Here is a 19150-nt window from a genome sequence, read left to right on the forward strand (position 1 = left end):
GCCGAAGGTCTTTTCGGCAGGCCTGCTAGAGGGGAAACGGATATGAGCAAGATTCTCGGAATCGACCTGGGGACCACCAATAGCTGTGTGGCGGTGGTCGATGCGCTGGCGCCGCGGGTGTTGTCCAACCGCGAAGGCAGCCGCACCACTCCCTCGATCGTCGCCTTCACGGAAGACGGTGACCGGCTGGTGGGGCAGATCGCCAAGCGCCAGGCGATCACCAATCCTCGCAACACCGTCTTTGCCGTCAAGCGCCTGGTCGGCCGCAAGTTCGACGACGACGAGGTGCAGCGGGCCCTCGACATCCTGCCCTACCCGCTGGTGCGCGCCTCGAACGGCGACCTGAAGGTGCTGATCCGCGACCGCCAGTACAGTTCTCAGGAGATCTCCGCCTTCATCCTGCGGGAGATGAAGGAGTTCGCCGAAGAAGCGCTGGGCGAAGAGGTGGAGGAGGCGGTGATCACCGTGCCGGCCTACTTCGACGACTCCCAGCGCCAGGCCACCAAGGACGCCGGCCGCATCGCCGGCCTGGAAGTGCTGCGCATCATCAACGAGCCGACGGCGGCGGCTCTGGCCTACGGCCTCGATCGCCAGAACGAGCACAAGACCGTGGCGGTCTACGATCTGGGCGGCGGCACCTTCGATATTTCGATCCTCGAATTGTCCGAGGGCATCTTCGAGGTCAAGTCCACCAGCGGTGACACCTACCTGGGCGGCGAGGACTTCGACCGCGCCATCATGGAGTGGCTGATCGACGAGTTCCGCAAGGAGACCTCCGTCGATCTACGGGAAGACCGCATGGCGCTCCAGCGCTTGAAGGAAGCCGCCGAGCGTGCCAAGTGCGAGCTGTCCTCGGAGCAGGAGTCGGCGATCAATCTGCCCTTCATCTCCGCCGACGACACCGGCCCGCGGCACCTTGCCCGCACCCTCACCCGTTCGCATTTCGAAGATCTGGTGCGGGACCTGGTGCGGCGCACCGAGGATCCGTGCCTGGATGCCCTGTCGCAGGCCGGCCTGCGGCCGGACCAGATCGGCGAGGTATTGTTGATCGGCGGACAAACCCGTATGCCGATGGTGCAGGAGACGGTGCGCCGGCTGTTCCAGCGGGAGCCGAACCGCGAGATCAATCCGGACGAGGTGGTGGCGATGGGGGCGGCCATCCAGGGCGGTATCCTGCGCGGCGACGTCAAGGACGTTGTGCTGCTGGACATCACCCCCCTGTCCCTGGGAATCGAAACCCACGGCGGCTTGTTTACTAAGCTGATCGACCGCAATTCGGCGATCCCGACCAAGAGCACCCAGATTTTCACCACCGTGGTGGACAATCAGGACACGGTGGAGATCCACGTGCTGCAGGGCGAGCGCGAGATCTCCAAGGAGAACAAGTCCCTCGGTCGCTTCGAGCTGGTGGGCATTCCGCCGGCGCCGCGCGGCGTTCCGCAGATCGAGGTGACCTTCGCCATCGACTCGAACGGCATCGTCAGCGTGTCGGCCCGCGACATGGCGACCAACCTCTCCCACTCGATCCAGATCAATCCGGCCGGGGGTTTGAGCCAGGAAGAGGTGGCGCGGTTGGTGGAAGAGGCCGACGCCAACGCCCAGGCGGACCGCCACCGGCGCGAGATCCGGCAGCTCAAGAATCGCTTGGAGGGCCTGATCTACAACAACCAGCGGGTGTTCGATCAGTTCCGCGGCCTGTTGACGGAGGCGGACCGCCAGCGCATCCACGAGGTTCTTCTGCAGGCCCGCAGCGCGCTCTCCAAGGAAGAGCGGGGCGACCTCGAAGTGGCGTTGTATGACCTCAATTCCATCTCTCGGACGCTGTCCGATGTGATGTTGAACCAGACGGAAGGATAAGTCCGTCGCCACGCGGTCAGCGCGGCCGCCGGACCCAGCACCATGAGCACCAAACGCGACTACTACGAAGTGCTGAGCGTCGCTCGCGACGCGGCGGGTAACGAGATCAAGTCCGCCTACCGCAGGCTGGCGATCCAGTATCACCCAGACAAGAATCCCGGCAATGCCGAGGCGGAAGAGAAGTTCAAGGAGGCGACGGAGGCCTACTCGGTGCTGTCCGACGCGGACAAGCGCGCGCGCTACGACCGCTTCGGTCACGCCGGCGTGGGCGGTGCCAGCGGCGGCCCCGGCGGGGCGGGTTTCGATCCCACCATCTTCGCCGACTTCTCGGACATCCTGGGCGATCTGTTCGGCTTCGGCGGTGCTGGCCGCCGTCGCGGCGGGGGCGCCCGTGCCCCCCGGCGCGGCGCGGATCTGCGCTACGACCTGACCCTCTCTTTCGAGAAGGCGGCTTTCGGTTCCACCGAAAAGCTGCGCATCCCGCGCCTCGAAACCTGCTCCATCTGTTCGGGAAGCGGCAGCGCCGACTCTGAAGCCCCCAAGCCCTGTACCGCCTGCGGTGGGCACGGCCAGGTGCGCTACAACCAGGGCTTCTTCTCGGTGGCCCGTACCTGCCCCCAGTGCAGCGGCCAGGGCACGATCATCACCAACCCCTGCACCACCTGCCGCGGCGAAGGGCTGGAGGAAAAGCAGCGCACCCTGGAGGTCAACATCCCGCCGGGGGTCGAGGACGGCACCCGTTTGAGGATGACCGGCGAAGGTGAGCACGGCCGCTTCGGCGGTCCGCCCGGAAGCCTCTACGTGGTCATGGGAGTCGAGCCCCACGAGTCTTTCCAGCGCGAAGGGCCTCACGTCTTCAGCGAGTTGAAGATCTCCTACCCGCAGGCGGTCCTGGGTGCCACCCGCCAGGTGGAAACGATCCACGGCAAGGTGGCGCTGGAGATTCCGCCGGGCACCGAACATGGTCGCGAATTCCGCATGCGTGGCAAGGGCATTGAGCGGCTCGACGGCGGCGGCAAGGGCGATCACCGGGTGCACATCTCCGTCCACGTTCCGCGGGCCAAGGATCTGGAAGAAGAACAGGTCGAGCTGCTGCGCCGCCTGGCGGAGATTTCCGGCGATGAGGTCGAAGAGGAAAAGTCGGTTCTCGACAAGGTAAAGAAGAAAGTCTTCGGCTAGGCCGCGGAGTCCCCTGGAAACCCAACGCCTCCGCTTGCGGCTGCCCGCCCGGTTCGAAGATGAGCTGGTGGCTATGCTGTGGGAGCACGGCACGCTGGGCGTCGAAGTGGGGAATGTGGATGCCGTCGGCAATCTCTCCCTCGACGCCTACTTCCCCGTAGGACATCCTTTGCCCGAGGTGGGCGCCGCGTGGGTCGAGCGCGGGGTGCGCCGGGAGTTTGCGGAGTCCCTGCCGGATGCAGACTGGCTAGCCCCCTACCGCGCCCGCACGGTGCCCTTCGCGGTAGGTAAGAGCTTTTTCATCGATCCCCGCGACCCGGCGGACGATCCACCGCCGGCGGCCGCCAAGGTGCCGCCGGGGCGGACGTTGCTCCGCCTGCCCGCCCGCGAGGCCTTCGGTGTCGGCAGTCACGAAACCACCCGGTTGACTCTGATGCTGCTCGAAGACGCCGCCTGCCGGCCGCTGGCTGGAGTTCCCTCGGCGGACGCCCCCCTTGCCGGCTCCAGGGTGCTCGACGTGGGCACCGGCACCGGCATTCTGGCCTTCGCCGCCCTCGCCCTCGGTGCCGCCGCGGTCACCGCCTTCGACATCGACCCCATCGCCGTCTTCCATGCTCGCCACAACGCGGCGCTCAATGCCTCGCACCTCCCGGGTGCAAGCACCGGAAGATCGCCGTTCGTCCTCTTTGCCGGCACCGTCGGCGCCCTCGAGCCGACGCCCTGGGACCTGCTCCTGATCAACGTATTGCCGGAACGCATCGGGCCGGATCTCGACTTCTTGGTGCGTTCCCTGCGGCGGGGTGGGGAACTCCTCCTCTCCGGCCTGCTGGTGGAGCAGGAGGCCGAGTCCCGGCCCGCCCTCGACGGCCTCGGCCTGGTCGAGGTTGCCCGCCGGGTCGAGGGCGAGTGGCTCGGTTTGCGGTTGCGGAAAGAGGCCGCATGATCACCGTTTTGGTCACCCCGCGGCAGCTGGCGGCGGGCGAGGCGCGAATCGAGGGGGATCGCTACCGCCATCTGTTCCGCGCTCGCCGGGTGGCCGTTGGGGCGCACCTGCGGCTAGTGGACGGTCGGGGTACGGCTCGCTGGGGGACCGTCGAAGCGGTAGACAAGAGCTCCGCCCGGGTCGTCCTCCACGAGGGAGCGCCTTCCCACGAGGCGGCGCGGCGGGTGGAGCTTCTGGTCGCGCCGCTGCGCCGCGACCGCGCCTCGTGGCTGGTCGAAAAGGCGACGGAGCTGGGGGTGGCGGCGGTGCGCTTCATCGCCGCCGAACGCTCCGAGCACGCGATGAAGCCTTCCACCTTCGAGCGCCTGGCGCGGGTGGCCGAGGCGGCGCTGGAGCAGAGCCACCGGGCGCGCCTGCCGGAGATCAGCGGGGTCCATCCGGTGGAGAAACGGACCGATCTGCTGGCGGTGGCGCCGCCGACATCGCGCTGGCTGCTCGATACCCAGCCCGCCGAGGTCGGCTCCGCCACCGGCGATGCCGCCGCCCCGGCGGTGCTGGTGGTCGGTCCGGAAGGCGGCTGGCGCGACGACGAGCGCCAGGCCTTCGCCGAGCTGGGCTGCCGGCCGGCGAACTTCGGCGAGCGTGTTCTGCGGGTGGAAACGGCGGCCCTGGCCGGCGCTGCCCTGCTGCTGTGCCGGCCGCTTGCGCCACCGGGGAACGGCGGTTAGCATCGATATTCATTCATATCCTTTGCGGGGGAAGCGCTGATGAACATCAATGATCTGTTGAAGATGGCCGTCGAACGGAAGGCGTCGGACCTCCACTTGAAGGTCGGTAGCCATCCGGTGATCCGAATCGACGGCGACCTGCACCAGCTCAACGAGATCAAGCGCCTAATGCAGGAGGACACCATCGCCATGGCGTTCTCCATCATGAACGCCCGCCAGAAGCAGCGCTTCAAGGAAGACCTCGAGATCGACATCTCCTACTCGGTGCCGGGGCTCGGGCGCTTCCGCTGCAACATCTTCCAGCAGCGCGGCACCGTCGGCCTGGTGCTGCGCGTGATTCCGGCCCGCATTCTCGGCATTCGCGAACTGATGCTGCCGCCGGTGCTCGAAAAGATCTGCGAAGAGCGCCGCGGCCTGGTGCTCTGCACCGGTACCACCGGTTCCGGTAAGTCGACCACCCTGGCGGCGATGATCGACTACATCAACGGCAGTCGAACCGAGCACATCATCACCATCGAGGACCCCATCGAGTTCCTCCACCGGGACAAGCGCTCGATTTGCAACCAGCGCGAGATCGATGTTGACACCCGGGCCTTTTCGACCTCACTGCGGGCCGCCCTGCGTCAGGACCCGGACGTCATTCTGGTCGGCGAAATGCGGGACTACGAGACCATCGAAACGGCCTTGCTGGCGGCGGAAACGGGCCATCTGGTGTTCTCCACCCTCCACACCTTGGACGCCACGGAGACCATCAACCGCATCATCTCGGTGTTCCCGCCGCACCATCAGAAACAGATTCGCATCCAGCTCGCTCAGGTGTTGAAGGCGATCATCTCGCTGCGCCTGGTGCCGCGGGCGGACGGTATCGGCCGGGTGCCGGCGGTGGAGGTGATGGTCGCTACGCCGTACATCAAGGACTGTGTCGAGAACAAGGAAAAGACCAAGTTCATCCGCGAGCAGATTTCCCTCGGCACCAGCCAGTACGGTATGCAGACTTTCGATCAGTCCCTCTACCAGCTCTACCGCAACGGCCTGATCACCCTCGAAGAGGCGATGCGCCGCGCCACCAACCCGGACGAGTTCCGCTTGAAGATCCAGGGCGTCCAGTTCACTGCCGACATCTCCCGGGAGCAGATGGAGGAGTCCCTGCAGAGCAGCGAGGGCGACCTGCTGACGGAAGAGTCGCCGTTTGAAATCGAACGGTGAGCAAGGCGCAAGAATCGGCAGAGGACTCCGCAAGGGCCTGCTTCCAGAAAGCCGTCGACCTGCTCTCCCGGCGGCCCCACTTCCGCGCCCAGCTCGAGACCAAGCTGCGGGCTCGAAGGTTCGATGACGAAGAGATCGCGACGGCCCTCGATCGGCTGGAAGAGCTGGGCTACCTGAACGACTTGCAGACGGCGGCGGACTACGTGGCCCGCAAGGTCGAACGGGCGCCTATCGGCTCCCGCCGGCTGCGGGCGGAACTGGTGCAGCGCGGTGCCGCCTCGGCGGCGATCGATCACGCCCTGGCGGACCACCGCGACGACCTGCCGACGGTGCGCGCGGCGGCGCGCCGATGGGTCGCCAAGGCGGGACCTCGAAAGGCCGACGTACAAGACCGCGATCCGCGCAAACTGGCGCGCTTTCTCGAACGCCAGGGCTTTCCCGGCCATGCTATCTTCGAGGTGGTCCGGGAGTGGGAATCGGACTCCCTTTGAGTCCGGAGCCGCCTGGAACCCAGGGCTCCTCGCCCAACCTCACAAAGATTCTCGAACATAGCCTACGCCCCTTCCGCGGACGGCGGACCCCCTACCCCTTTCCGAAGAACACCATGAACAGCCAGGACATCCGTCAGAGCTTCCTTGACTATTTCGAGCGGCACGGCCACCGGCCGACGGCGAGCGCCCCCCTCGTACCCCACGGCGATGCCACCCTGTTGTTCGTCAACGCCGGCATGGTGCCCTTCAAGGATTACTTCCTGGGCGCCGCCGCGCCGCCGGCGCCGCGCGCCGTATCGGTGCAAAAGTGTCTGCGGGTCTCCGGCAAGCACAACGATCTGGAAAACGTCGGCCCGAGCCCGCGGCACCACACCTTTTTCGAGATGCTCGGCAATTTCTCCTTCGGCGGCTACTTCAAGGAAGAGGCTATCCGCCGGGCCTGGGAACTGGTGACGGAAGTCTGGGAACTGCCCGCCGAACATCTGTTCGCCTCGGTGTTCCATGAAGACGACGAGGCCTTCGACCTGTGGAAGAAGCTTTCCACCCTGCCGGAAGGGCGCATCCAGCGCTGCGGTGCGAAGGACAACTTCTGGTCGATGGGCGAAACCGGTCCCTGCGGACCGTCGAGCGAGATCTTCGTCGACCTGACCCCGGACCTACCGCTGGTGGACTGGGAGGAGGGTGACGCTTCCGGTCGATACCTGGAGATCTGGAACCTCGTCTTCATGCAGTTCGATCGCGACGCCAGCGGTGCCTTGAACCCGTTGCCGAGCCCGTCGGTGGATACCGGCGCGGGGTTGGAGCGGGTGACCTCGGTGCTGGCCGGAGTCTCCTCCAACTACGACACGGACCTCTTCCAGCCGATCCTGCGGGCGGCGGCGACCCTCGCCGGCACCGAGTACCGGAGCGAGACGGAAGACGGCGTCTCCCTGCGGGTGATCGCCGACCATCTGCGGGCGGTCACCTTCCTGCTGGCCGACGGGGTGATCCCCTCCAACGAGGGCCGCGGCTATGTCCTTCGCCGGGTGTTGCGCCGGGCGCTCCGCCACGGCCTGCGGCTGGGCTTCGAAGAGCCCTTCCTGCATCGCCTGGTGCCGGTCCTGGGTGAGGTGATGGGCAAGGCCTATCCGGAACTGGGCGCCACTGAGGAGGCCTCCGTCGGCACCGTGCAGGCGGAGGAAGGCAAGTTTCTCTCCACCCTCGCCTCCGGCGCTCGCCAGGTGCAGGACGAGATCGAAACGGCCAAGCAGGAAGGCCGCAGTGAGCTCGCCGGTCCGCAGGTGTTCCGGCTCTACGACACCCACGGCCTGCCCATCGAGGTGCTCCGGGAGATCGCCGAAGAAGAGCGCATGGCCCTCGATGAAGCGGGCTTCGAAAACGAACTCCAGCAGCAGCGGGCGCGCTCCCGCCAGTCGAGTGGCGGCGGCCAGCAGCGCCTCGCCCGGCTGCGGCAGGTGCTGGCCGAAGGCGGCGAGGAAGAGGAGACCGAATTCATCGGCTACCGGCAGCTCGAGCTGGCCGGAGTGCCGGTAGAGAAGACGTTGGTGCTGGAGGGCGATGCGGTGAGCTTCGGCCCGATTGCCACCGGTCAGCGGGGCGTGCTGGTGGTGGACCGCACGCCGTTTTACGCCGAGTCCGGCGGCCAGGTGGGAGACCGGGGCCGCATCGCCTGGCCGGAGGGCTCGGCGAGCGTGACCGATACGCAAAAGGATCGCGACCGCATCCTCCACTATGTTGAGGTGGAGGAAGGCACCCTCGAGCCGGGCGTGGCGGTGGATCTCCAGGTCTCGCCGGAACACCGATTGCCCACCCAGCGCAACCACACGGCGACCCATCTGCTGCACGCCGCCCTGCGAGAGGAGCTGGGCGACGGCGTGCGCCAGGCGGGTTCTCTGGTGGCGCCGGATCGGCTGCGTTTCGACTTCACCCACGGCCGGCCGCTTTCCGGCGAAGAGAAAGACCGCATCGCGGGGCGGGTCAACGACAAGATCCTCGAGGCACAAGAGGCGGTGATCGTCGGCAACCGCGATTTCGATGAGGCGGTCGCCGCCGGCGCCATGGCGCTGTTTGGCGAGAAGTACGGCGACCGGGTGCGGACGGTGGAGATTCCGGGCTTCAGCCTGGAGCTCTGCGGCGGCTGCCACGTCGGCAACACCGGCGAGATCGGCCCCTTCGTGCTGACCAGCGAGCGCGGTACCGCCTCCGGCGTGCGGCGCATCGAGGCGGTCACCGGCCGCGACGCCCTCGACCTGCTGCGCGGCCGCGATCGCCAGCTCGCCGCGGCGGAGGCGTTCCTCGGCGTTTCCGGCGAGCGGGTGGCGGACGAGATCGGCCAGCTCAAGGCCCGCCTCAAGGCGTCGGCGGACGAGATGGCGAAGCTCCGCATGGAGATGCTCGCCGGCCCGGCCGAGGACGACGGCGCCCGGGAGGTGGCCGGCCTCCAGGTGTTGACCAAGGAAGTGCCGCCGGCACCGGCGAACGAACTGCGCAACATGGCGGATACCCTGCGCGGCAAAATCGGCTCCGGGGTGGTCGTTCTCGGCACCCGCCAGGACGGCAAAGTGACCCTGATCGTCGCCGTCACCCCGGACTTGACGGATCGCGTAGCAGCCGGCGCCCTGGTGCGCCGTCTGGCCCCGATGGTCGGTGGCGGCGGAGGCGGCCGGCCGGACTTCGCTCAAGCCGGCGGCAAAGAACCGGAAAAGCTCGATGCGCTGCTGGCGGCGGCGCCCGACGCGGTGCGCGAAGAGCTCGGCGATTGAGCGTGAATCCCATCCACTGCTGATCTCTCCTTGTTAATCTAGGAGAAGGGCTGTATGCTTCTTCCTAGATTAACAAGGAGAAGCTATGGCCAAGTCCAATGATCTGCTGCAGGGCACCCTCGATCTCCTGATCTTGAAGACCGTTTCGCTACAGCCGATGCACGGCTACGGCATTCTGCTGCGCTTGGAGCAGCTTTCCGGTGGTGCCTTGAATGTGCCGCAGGGCTCGCTTTATCCGGCCCTTTATCGCTTGGTTCACCGCGGTTGGCTGGACTCAGAGTTCGGGGTCAGCGAAAACAACCGTAGGGCCAAGTTCTACTCGTTGACGGCAGAGGGGCGCCGGCAGCTAGAAGTCGAGGAGCGCCAATGGCAGCGCCTTTCTCAGGGCGTGACGATGGTGCTGAAAGCCTCCCGAGGGGTCGCGTGATCGGCCGTCTGCGACGTTTCTTCGCGCTGGCCCGGGAGCGTCGCCGCTTCGAGGCCGAAATGGCCGAGGAGATGGCCGATCACCTGGTTCGTCGGTCCGCCGACCTCGAGGCCGATGGATGGGCTCCTTCGGACGCCCGGCGTCGGGCGAGATTGGAATTCGGCAGCGTCGAGGGCTTCCAGGAAGCGTGCCGCGAGGCGGTTTGGCTTCACCTCCTGGACGAGCTTTGGCGCAACCTGCGGCACGGCGTCCGGGTGCTGTTTCGCAATCCTGTGCTGACCTCGACGGTGATCCTCACGCTGGGACTTGGAATCGGTGTCAACGTCAGTATCTTCAGCCTCCTCGACGCGGCCCTCCTGCGCCCGCTGCCGTACTCCGCTGCCGAGCGTCTGGTTGTGGTCGAGACCCATTTCGGTCAGGACGGCGTTTCGGCGTCGGGCAATCTGTACCAGAACGGCCGGACGTGGGAGGCGCTCGCCGGCAGCGTCCAGCAACTCGACCTGGCGGTGTTTTCGGATGGGTCTTCCGGCGTCAACGCAGTGGTCGACGGCCGGGCCGAGTACCTGCAGCAGCAGCGCGTCGGCGCGGGATTCTTCCGGGTGTTGGGTGTCGACCCGTTGATCGGCCGGGAATTCACGGCCCGGGAGGATGTGCCGGGCGGTCCGCGGCTGGCGATTCTCAGTCACCGTCTCTGGCAGCATCTCTATCTCGGTCGCTCCGAGGTCCTCGGGCGCACGCTGCAGTTGCGCGGTGAACCCTACGAGATCGTCGGGGTGATGCCGGCCGACTTCCGCACCGGAGTCGATGCCGATCTCTGGACACCCCTGCGGCCGTCACTACGGGGAGAAGGCGAAGGGGCGAATTACATGATTCTCGGGCGCCTGCGCGGTGCGGCGACCCTCGACTCGGCCAGTGACGAAGTGCGGGCGATCGGAGCGCCCGCCCTGGAGGCTCTGCGGATTCCAGCGGGCCGGCAGGCTTGGCTCGGTCTGGAGTCCCTGCAGCGCGGCCTGGGTCGGGAGGCCGGGTCGCACCTGTTGCTCAGTTGGTTGGCGGCGTGGTTGCTGCTCGGGGTGTGCTCTTTCAATGTCACCGGTCTGGTGCTCGCCCTGGCGGCACGCCGTTCGGCCGAGATGGCGACGCGCCGCGCTCTGGGGGGAGGCCGTGGTGCGATCGTTCGACAGATGCTCACCGAGAGTCTGGTGCTCTGTGCTCTCGGTGGTGGATTGGGGATCCTCCTGGCGGCCTTCGGGGTGCGCCTTGCGGGAGCGTTTCTGGCCTCTCTCCTGGAATTGTGGCAGCCGATCGCCCTCGACGCCCGTGCCCTCGCCGTTGCCCTTTTATTGACCCTTTTCGCGCTGTTGGTGACCGGGCTCTATCCGGCCTGGGTGAGCGCTCGTCGCCACGCCCGTCACGATGCGATCCGGGTGGCGCGGCGCAGCTTGTCGTCGCGGCGGGTGCTGGTGACGGCTCAACTCGCTTTGGTGGTGGCTTTGCTGGTGGGGGCTGGCCAACTCGTCAGGACCATTCTCCACCTTCAGGACCTGACTCCGGGATTCAACGCCGAGGGCCTGGTGGCGGCGACGGTCTCGCTGCAGGATGTTCGCTACCGGCAGCCGGACGCAGCGAATCGCCTGCTTCAGTCCGTCGCCGCTCGGCTGAACGACGATCCCGCCATCGCAGTCGCTTCGGCGGGCCTCAACCTGCCCTATGAACGTCCTCTCAACCTGTCCTTCGTGTGGGGTGCGGAAGAGGAGGGCAAGATCACCAATCTGAGCTATGTCACCCCGGGCTACTTCGAAGCCCTGCAGGTGCCGCTTCTCGACGGGCGATATCTCGACACCAGGGACGACGCACCGGGAGCCGCGACGGCGGTGGTCAATGCCGCCTTTGTGCACACCTATCTCGGCGACCGGGAGCCGTTGGGAACAAGCCTTCGGATCGCCGGTGCCGAGCGGAGCATCGTCGGCGTGGTGAGCGACACTCGGCAAACCCCGGGCTGGGGTGAGAACGAGCCGCTGGGGCATCGAGCGGCGGTCTTCATCAGCCTGTCGCAGACCTCGGCTCCCTTCCTCGAACTGGTCCATGGCTGGTTCGAGCCGAGCTGGGTGGTGCGCCCGCGAGGTGGCGGCGTCAACGTCGAGGAGCGCCTTCGAGCGGCCGTTTCGGCGATCGATCCGCAGCTCCCGATTGCCGCGGTGCGCAGCATGGACGCCGTGCGCGATCAAGTCCTCGCACGCCAGCGCCTGCAGGCGTCTTTGCTGGCGGCTGCCGCCGGTGGGGCCTTGATCATCGCGGCCGTCGGCCTCGGCGGCTTGGTCGCCGCCTCCGTGGCGGAACGCCGTCGCGAATTCGGTATCCGCCTGGCGCTCGGAGCGTCGCCCTGGTCGGCCCTCGGCGAGGCGGTGCTTCCGGGGCTGCGCCTAGCGGTGTTCGGTCTCGTCTGGGGACTGCCCTTGGCCGTCGCTTTGGCCTACGGCTTGCGGGCATTCGTCCATGGTGTCGGTCCTTGGGATGCGGTCACTTATGGTTGGGTGGCGACCCTCCTGGCCATCGCGGCAGGGTTCGCCAGTCTGCTGCCGGCTCTTCGCGTGCTGCGTTTCGATCCTGCACGGTTGCTGCGCTCGGACTAACAGGGTGCTGGAAAGCGCTTCGGCACCCTGCTCCGAGACCCCTAGAAAAGACCGCCGGCGGTGCAACTCACCGGAAAAGCCGAAGGCCTTGTTCAGCCATCTGCTAGCGGGCATCGGGCCCTTTGACATAATTAAATTCGAAGGGTTCATTTTCGACAGCTTCTGTTGGAGACCACCATGCTCCGGATCCGAATACTCATCGCTCTCTCCGTCGTGATTCTGATTTTCCTACCGATGTCGTTGCTGGGCGCCGATGCCGAGTCCAACCTCTGGGTCACCGTCGGTGAGGACGCGTTCAACACCTTGCGCAGTTCGCGCGCCATCGGCGGTCCGGCGGATCTGGCGCGCCTCGATGCCCGCGACGGCGTGGTGATCACCCGCATGGCCGAGAGCGACCTGCCCCGTTTTGCCGAAACCATCCATCGCGAGCACAAGCGTTGCGGTGGATTCATGGTTCACGCCAGCCGCGAAGCCGCCCTCGAGGCCTTAAGGGTCCACGCCCAGCCCTCGCTGCGGCAGCCGCTCGGCGCGCCGCCCTCCTACGTGATCGATCAGCCGGTGTGGGTGCGGCGGCTGGAAGATTCCCTCGACGAGGCCAAGATCCTGGCGAACATCCGAATCTTGTCCGAAGACTTCGTCAATCGCTTTTACAGCGACGCCGCCGGCGAGAATGCCGCGGTGTGGATTCGCGATCTGTGGCGGGGCTATGCCGAATGGCGGCCGGAAGTGACCGTCGAGCTGGTCGAGCACACCGACTGGCGGCAGCCTTCGGTGATGTTGACCATCCCCGGTACCACCCGCTCCGAGGAGATCGTCGTGCTCGGCGGGCACCTCGACTCGGTGGTTTGGGCCGGCAACCAGAACCCCGGTTTCTCGGCCCCTGGAGCGGACGACAACGCCTCCGGCATCGCGACTCTGAGCGAGGTCATCCGGGTGGCCATGGAGGAGGGCTTCGCCCCCCAGCGGACGGTCAAGTTCATCGGCTACGCGGCCGAAGAGGTCGGCCTGCGCGGTTCCCAGGAGATCGCCGGCGACCACGCTGCCGCGGGTGCCCAGGTCGTGGCGGTGCTGCAGCTCGACATGACCGCCTACCACGGTTCGCCGCAGGACATCGCTCTTCTATCGGACTTCACCGACTCCACCCTGACGGCCTTCGTCGGCGACCTCATCGACACCTACCTGACGGACCTGACGCGCACCTCCACCGCCTGCGGCTACGGCTGCTCGGACCACGCCGCCTGGACCGCCGAGGGCTACCCGGCGGCGATGCCGGCGGAATCGCGTCTTCCGGATCTGAATCCCAACCTGCACCGCACCACCGATACCCTGGCATCCCTCGGGGACTCCGCCGCTCACGCCTTTAAGTTCGCCCGCCTGGCGTCGGCCTTTACCGTGGAACTGGGGCGCGATGCCGAGTCCGCCATTTTCGAGGATGGCTTCGAAAGCGGCAATACCGTCGCTTGGTCCACCGCCGTACCCTGAACCCGTACCGCAGGCGAGAAGTCTCGATCGCAAGCGTCCTTGCTGCACCCCCTGAGGGAGAATTCGATGAAGAAGCTATTCGCCGTTCGCGCCCACTCCGTCAAAGGGGACTTCGGTCTTTTCCTGCTGCGCATCGTCGCCGGTCTGGCCTTCATGTTCCACGGCTGGCCCAAGATCCGGAACCCCTTCGGCTGGATGGGGCCGGATGCCGACATGCCCGGTTTCCTCCAGGCCCTCGCCGCCGTCGCCGAGTTCGGCGGTGGTCTGGCCTGGATCCTCGGCCTGCTGATGCCGCTGGCCTCCTTCGGCATCGCCTGCACCATGGCGGTGGCGACCCACCTCCACGCCATCAGACTGGGCGACCCGTTCGTCAATCCCAGCGGCGGCTCCTATGAACTCGCTGCCGTCTACCTGGCGATGGCGATCATGTTCCTGCTGATGGGGCCGGGCCGATACTCGGCGGATCGGAAGCTGTTCGGGGGTGGGCGGCGGTAGCGCTAGAAAGAGGGAGGCCTAGCGACAGGGATTAGCCCATCCAGCTCTCATGAGGGGGAAGGACTCCGGGCTGCGGGGCGGTGGTGAGAGCTGCCAGAGCAGCCGCAAGGGATTGGCCATGCCCAACTCTCGAAACCTGGATCAGTTCGTTGAGGCCTGAGCTGCTCGAGAAGGAAATCTCCTCGTAGTGGCAGATCGGAATTTGGGGATTGTCGGTGAATCTCCGATCTGGCCCACCGCTTTTGTTCACATACCTCCAGGTTTGACCTACTACTTCTGCGTCTCTAGGAACCCTCCCGTCTTCGATGAACCGGCAAGAATGGACGTCAAGTGCGAGGTCGGAGTAGTGAATCGCTCCGATCGCCGCCCCCTGGTATACGAGGATCCGATCCGGCAGGAAGAAGAGAGTTTGGAGTCCGACCCCTAGAGCCATTACGTCGATGTTGAGTTCTACCCACTTCGGTTGAGCCTTTCTGAGAAACGTGTGGTTGCGCCTAATGAGACTGTCGGCTCCGGCGTGGTATTTCTTGTCTCGAACTCGACCTTGTGCCTGAATGTGCCAGATGGCGTTGCAGCTAGAGAGAGCTTCGGCCGAGTCAAGAAAGTTCGAGTATCTGGTCGCCATGTCGTCCTGGAAGTCGTAGAAGAGAACGACACTCTTCTTGCTGATATCGCGAACGCGCGCGGCGGTGATCGAGGCAACCAGCGCGAGCGCCACAAGAAGTTTTGCCCAGGTTGGTAGTGGCGAAAGCAGCGTGATCGGAAAAACCACCAATGCGGCCAATCCGGCTAGGACGGTCAGCGATGTTTGCTTTCTTCGCATTTGAATTTCGTTCAACAGCTCGCCTGAAGAAGAATCAACCATCGTGGTCACATCACTTGATTCGATCTCGACGAGAGGATCATGGGTTCCTTCTGGTAGAACCTCTGCCGCCGATCGACCACCGGTAGAGACGTGCCTTCTTGGTTCAGCACTCGGCGAACTGGCGGTGTTCTGGTAGTACGTAACGTGTCTACCGACGGAAACATAGGTTCCGCGAGGTCCGGCTCCAACCCGGAGGCCCTTGAGTCCTGTGGAAACCCCAATCCCTGATCCGGAGAGGTTGAATCTGAACGGTCCTACCTTGACACTCTTTCGGATTCGCAGGCCCATTTGGTGGGTCTCCTTGCTGATGGTCTGGTGCTGGCCTCGCTCAGGCGCTTTCTTGTTTGCAGGTCATTTGTAATCCCCTCTCTGAAGCGGTCTTAGTCAGTGATTGGGGTCATCTGAGCAGTATCGGTGAAGTTTGTGGCTCATCTGGTCCTCGGACCGTTTTGCTCGGGCATAGCGGGATTTCGGGGCGGAACCCGGTCCGAGTGAGGCATTCGCCTCGCCCCCGTCGTTACGTCCTGTACGCGAAGAGGTCTCCATCGTTGGAGACCCCATCACTAACCGCAGTACAGGAGTCACGTCATGAAAACCAGCGTCAATATCTCTCTTTTTTTCGCTCTGTTGAGCCTCTCCCTGGTTGCGCTGCCGGCCGTCGGTCAGCTCACCACCCACCCTGACGGTTCGCCGGGCCAGCTCAAGGTGCCCGCCGGCTATGACCTGTTTGTCACGCCACCGGACGGGAGCTCGTACTTCTATCTGGGATCGGAGGGTGAGGGTATTCCGGAGGGCTACTTCGGTTGCTTGGAGACGCCCAACGGTTGCTTGTTGTCGGACGCCATCCAGTCGCCGGTTCGGGTGCTCTTCGTCGGCCTGGCGACGGGCGATCTCGGGTTGGAGCCGGGTACTCTCGACAACGATCCGTGCAAGTGGGTATCCGATTCCGACAAGTTCGGTGTCCACTGTGCGGACGGTGTCGGCCATTTCTCCTCGACCACGCCGTCTTTTCCGTCCGAGCCGGAGGATACGGACACCATCGTGGCGCGGCTCGCCGACGTTTCCTTCGAAGAGATTGGCGACAGCCGCACGGTGCCGATCGAGTTCGTTTCGCTCTCGCTGCAGAGTCTCAAGCCGATCACGGTGACCTACGGCGACGGTCGGTATACGGAACGCTTCCAGGTGATCGCTCGCGGCCCTGGCGTCGGCGGTGAGACCGGTTCCATGGTGATGACCCGCACCGGCGCCACCAACGGCACCTACTACTCTCGCTTGCCGGTTTTCGTGGACATCGAGTTCCAGAACACCCGACGGAACGGCCCGGCACCGAAGGAAGGGATCGCGCTCGATCTCGTGATGGTCGGGGCGGAGGTGCCCTGGGAGGTGGTGGACGACGCTCGGTGAGCGAACTCCGCATTCCGCCTTCCGTTATTGGAACTTCTCGGAGTCGGGGCCGCTACGGCGTGATCGCCAGGCAAGGCCCCGGCTTTTCGGTGTTGCAGATGCGCCCCTCAATCTCCGGTGCGATGCCCTCGCTGCCGGCTTTGGCGAGGGCGTAGAGCACGTAGTCGTGAAGGTCTACGCCGGTGGAGGCGACGCTTCTCGGCAGCAGCATCACGTAGCCGTCCTGGTCGCCGATCTGGTCATTGACCAGGTAGTCGACGGTGACGGCGTAGAGAGTCTCGTCGTCCTCGATCGGGCGGGCGGGACCGTCCGGCGGCAGGAGGGTCAGGTGTGAGGCCTTCTCGTTTTCCGGCTCGTGGACGTAGGCGAAGCCGCTGATCTGTAGCCACCAGCCGTTGCCGGTCCAGCTCTCGACACCGCGCGATGCCACCTCCTTCAACGTTTTGCCGTCGATTCTGAGCAGCCGCATCTCCGCCGGGTAAGCGAACAGTTCTTCGATGTGGCGGCGCAGGATCGGGCGGTTGGCCGGTAGGTCTTGGTTGAGCCGCAGGCTGCCGGAGTTGACGAAGGCGACCAAGGGAAAACCCTCCGGTGCCGCTGGCCGGAAGTGGTCGATCATGCGGTCGGCGATCCAGTTGCCGAGGTTGGTCTCGAAGCGGCGGATGGAGAGTTCTTCCGCCGTCAGAACAACGCGGGTGTTTCCCACCACCTGGTCCAGGCAGCCGGGTTCCATGCCGAGACGGTCTTGGCAGTAGGCCTCGTCCACCCGGCGATTCCAGTCGGCGACGGCGGTTTCGACGTCCGGGTCTGGCTCCGGTTGTTCTGGGCCCAGGGCGAGGAAGCGGCTCTCGACGCGAGGGGGTCCGTCGCTTTGCGGAAAGACTTTGGCGTGAACTGCCGTGCGGGCGTCGGCGTCGGCTTTCAGGATCCACCGATCGCCGACCTTGATCGCCATGCGATGGTGGTCGTGGCCGCCGATGATCAGGTCCGGCCCGTTGTCTCCCAGATCCCAGTAGAGCTGGCGATCTTCGTCCGCCGCCAGGTGGGTGAGGGCGATCACCACCTCGGCGCCGGCCGCACGCAGCTTGGTGGATGCTGAGAGGGCGGTGTCGTTGCGGTCGTAGAAGTCGAGGATGTAGGACGGTTGAGCGGACTCGTCGGTCAGGCTAAAGAGGCCGACCCGCATGCCGCCGATGTCGATGAGGGCAGTGCCGATGCGGTTTTCCGACGCGAGAAGGGGGACTCCCTGGTGCTCATCGATCCACAGGTTGGTGCCCAGCCAGCGAAACTGCGACTCGGCGATGCGCCGGTCGAGGGTGGCAGCGTCCTTCAGATCGAACTCGTGGTTTCCGAAGGTGACGAAGAAGCGCTCGTCGAAGGCCTGTGGATCGCCGTCCAGGCGGTTCATGGCGTCGACCATCTGCTCGCCTTGGAACACCCGGCTGGCGAGGGAGGGAGCGAGGAAGTCTCCGGCATGGAGGAACAGGAGGTTGGGATTCTCCGCTTCGAGTTGGGCGCGTAGCGTGCGCAGGCGGGCCATTCCGCCGCGCTGCCGGTCGTCGACTCCTTCGATGCGGTAGACGTCGTTGATCGCCAGGATCTCGAAGAACGGCTCGGCGGCGGTTTCCGCGGGATCCGGAGCGGTGGAGGCGCAGCCGTGAAGCGCGAGGATGACGAGGAGGGCTAGAGCGAGGTGGGTGTGTCGACGCATGATTCTCGATTCTCGGGAGTGATGGGTTCTCATGGCCGCCAGATCATCTCAGAACCGTCTCCGGTGAGCCGTGGAGTGTCCTCTCTACAGGGCGTTGACGGACTTGGAGACGGAGTTTTCCGCGGTTTTTCGGGCTGGCATCGGTGTTGCTGTGATGGTGGGTTGAGAATGGAGTTTGAACCGGAATCACTCGACGAAAAGGGGCATTGACATGCGGACCCACTTCCTGACAGTTCTCGTTCTCCTCGCGCTTCTCGCCGCGGTGCCTGTTCTGGCCCAGAGCCCGTATGGACCTTCGGCGGAGAACGCGATCCGCTTTCGGGCGGGCGCTTTCACGCCGGACGGTGAGTCGCAGTACTGGGACGACAACGCGGCGATCTTCGGCCTGACGCCTTCGGACTTCGAGAGCCTGAGCGTCGGCGGAGACTTCCGCTGGGGCCTGGGGCCCCGCAGCGGGTTGCTCTTCTCGGTCGACATCTATTCCAAAGAGGAAGCTTCCGCCTATCTCGACTTCATCGACAGCACCGGCCGTCCGATCGTTCACGACACGGAACTCGAGGTCGTCTCCGCCACCGTCGCCTACGTGCTGGACTTCGCGTCGCGGCAGTCGCCGGTAGTGCCCTATGTCGGAGTCGGCGGTGGCGCCTACGACTGGACCTTGACGGAGTCCGGTGACTTCATCGATTTCGATCTCTTCGAGCCGGAGATCTTCACCACCACCTTCGAGGATTCCCAGACCACCCTCGGATGGTTTTTCTTGCTCGGCGTGGAGTTTCCCGTGTCGCATCAGATGTCGATCTTCGGCGAAGCCCGCTGGCAGGATCTCGACGAAGATCTGGGGGGCGATTTCGAGGGCCTTGGCAACCTCGATTTGTCGGGTCGGCACCTGCACGCCGGCATCGCCTGGAGGTTCTAGGAGGGCAAAGGTTCGCTCCGCTCTCCATTGCCGTCACACCGACGCGCATAT

15 protein-coding genes are annotated in these 19150 nt (G+C 65.3%); 13 read left to right on the top strand and 2 right to left on the bottom strand.

Going from position 1 to position 19150, the window contains the following annotated elements; all coding sequences use genetic code 11:
- The first annotated feature begins 42 nt into the window (after window positions 1-42).
- The 11 genes from dnaK (at window position 43) to AAF481_06620 (ending at window position 14203) form a co-directional block, all read left to right on the top strand.
- Window positions 43-1857 (top strand): molecular chaperone DnaK, encoded by a 1815-nt coding sequence (gene dnaK / locus AAF481_06570; GenBank protein MEM7480819.1) that lies wholly within the window; start codon window positions 43-45, stop codon window positions 1855-1857.
- 42 nt (window positions 1858-1899) lie between these two features.
- Window positions 1900-3036: a molecular chaperone DnaJ gene (gene dnaJ, locus AAF481_06575; protein MEM7480820.1), complete on the top strand. Its 1137-nt coding sequence runs from the start codon at window positions 1900-1902 to the stop codon at window positions 3034-3036.
- Window positions 3037-3070: 34 nt separating this feature from the next.
- Window positions 3071-3979 (top strand): 50S ribosomal protein L11 methyltransferase, encoded by a 909-nt coding sequence (locus AAF481_06580; protein MEM7480821.1) that lies wholly within the window; start codon window positions 3071-3073, stop codon window positions 3977-3979.
- On the top strand, window positions 3976-4707 hold the full coding sequence (locus AAF481_06585) for an RsmE family RNA methyltransferase (protein ID MEM7480822.1): 732 nt from the start codon (window positions 3976-3978) through the stop codon (window positions 4705-4707). The genes AAF481_06580 and AAF481_06585 overlap by 4 nt, the downstream gene beginning before the upstream one ends.
- A 39-nt stretch (window positions 4708-4746) precedes the next feature.
- On the top strand, window positions 4747-5913 hold the full coding sequence (locus AAF481_06590) for a type IV pilus twitching motility protein PilT (GenBank protein ID MEM7480823.1): 1167 nt from the start codon (window positions 4747-4749) through the stop codon (window positions 5911-5913).
- On the top strand, window positions 5910-6404 hold the full coding sequence (locus tag AAF481_06595; GenBank protein ID MEM7480824.1) for a regulatory protein RecX: 495 nt from the start codon (window positions 5910-5912) through the stop codon (window positions 6402-6404). The genes AAF481_06590 and AAF481_06595 overlap by 4 nt, the downstream gene beginning before the upstream one ends.
- Before the next feature lie 113 nt (window positions 6405-6517).
- A complete protein-coding gene (gene alaS, locus AAF481_06600; protein MEM7480825.1) occupies window positions 6518-9166 on the top strand; it encodes an alanine--tRNA ligase in 2649 nt (882 codons plus the stop codon).
- Between the two features lie 85 nt (window positions 9167-9251).
- Window positions 9252-9593: a PadR family transcriptional regulator gene (locus AAF481_06605; protein MEM7480826.1), complete on the top strand. Its 342-nt coding sequence runs from the start codon at window positions 9252-9254 to the stop codon at window positions 9591-9593.
- The gene (locus tag AAF481_06610) at window positions 9590-12226 is read left to right on the top strand and encodes an ABC transporter permease (GenBank protein MEM7480827.1); all 2637 of its coding nucleotides are present in this window, start codon (window positions 9590-9592) and stop codon (window positions 12224-12226) included. The genes AAF481_06605 and AAF481_06610 overlap by 4 nt, the downstream gene beginning before the upstream one ends.
- A 177-nt stretch (window positions 12227-12403) precedes the next feature.
- Window positions 12404-13708 (top strand): M20/M25/M40 family metallo-hydrolase, encoded by a 1305-nt coding sequence (locus tag AAF481_06615; protein MEM7480828.1) that lies wholly within the window; start codon window positions 12404-12406, stop codon window positions 13706-13708.
- 66 nt (window positions 13709-13774) lie between these two features.
- Window positions 13775-14203 (top strand): DoxX family protein, encoded by a 429-nt coding sequence (locus AAF481_06620; protein ID MEM7480829.1) that lies wholly within the window; start codon window positions 13775-13777, stop codon window positions 14201-14203.
- Window positions 14204-14234: 31 nt separating this feature from the next.
- On the opposite strand, the gene AAF481_06625 is transcribed toward AAF481_06620, so the two are convergent.
- The gene (locus AAF481_06625) at window positions 14235-15356 is read right to left on the bottom strand and encodes a DUF4236 domain-containing protein (protein ID MEM7480830.1); all 1122 of its coding nucleotides are present in this window, start codon (window positions 15354-15356) and stop codon (window positions 14235-14237) included.
- A 300-nt stretch (window positions 15357-15656) separates the two neighbouring features.
- Between AAF481_06625 and AAF481_06630 the strand changes: the two genes are divergently transcribed.
- A complete protein-coding gene (locus AAF481_06630; protein ID MEM7480831.1) occupies window positions 15657-16472 on the top strand; it encodes a hypothetical protein in 816 nt (271 codons plus the stop codon).
- 52 nt (window positions 16473-16524) lie between these two features.
- Here AAF481_06630 and AAF481_06635 read toward each other — a convergent pair whose 3' ends face one another.
- Complete coding sequence (locus tag AAF481_06635) at window positions 16525-18183, bottom strand: metallophosphoesterase (protein MEM7480832.1); 1659 nt, start codon at window positions 18181-18183, stop codon at window positions 16525-16527.
- A gap of 211 nt (window positions 18184-18394) precedes the next feature.
- Here AAF481_06635 and AAF481_06640 point away from each other — a divergent pair, with 211 nt between their 5' ends.
- Window positions 18395-19099, top strand: coding sequence for an outer membrane beta-barrel protein (locus AAF481_06640; GenBank protein MEM7480833.1), 705 nt, complete (start codon window positions 18395-18397; stop codon window positions 19097-19099).
- Window positions 19100-19150 lie beyond the last annotated feature (51 nt).

This window comes from Acidobacteriota bacterium (assembly GCA_039030395.1).
Taxonomy (GTDB): domain Bacteria; phylum Acidobacteriota; class Thermoanaerobaculia; order Multivoradales; family JBCCEF01; genus JBCCEF01.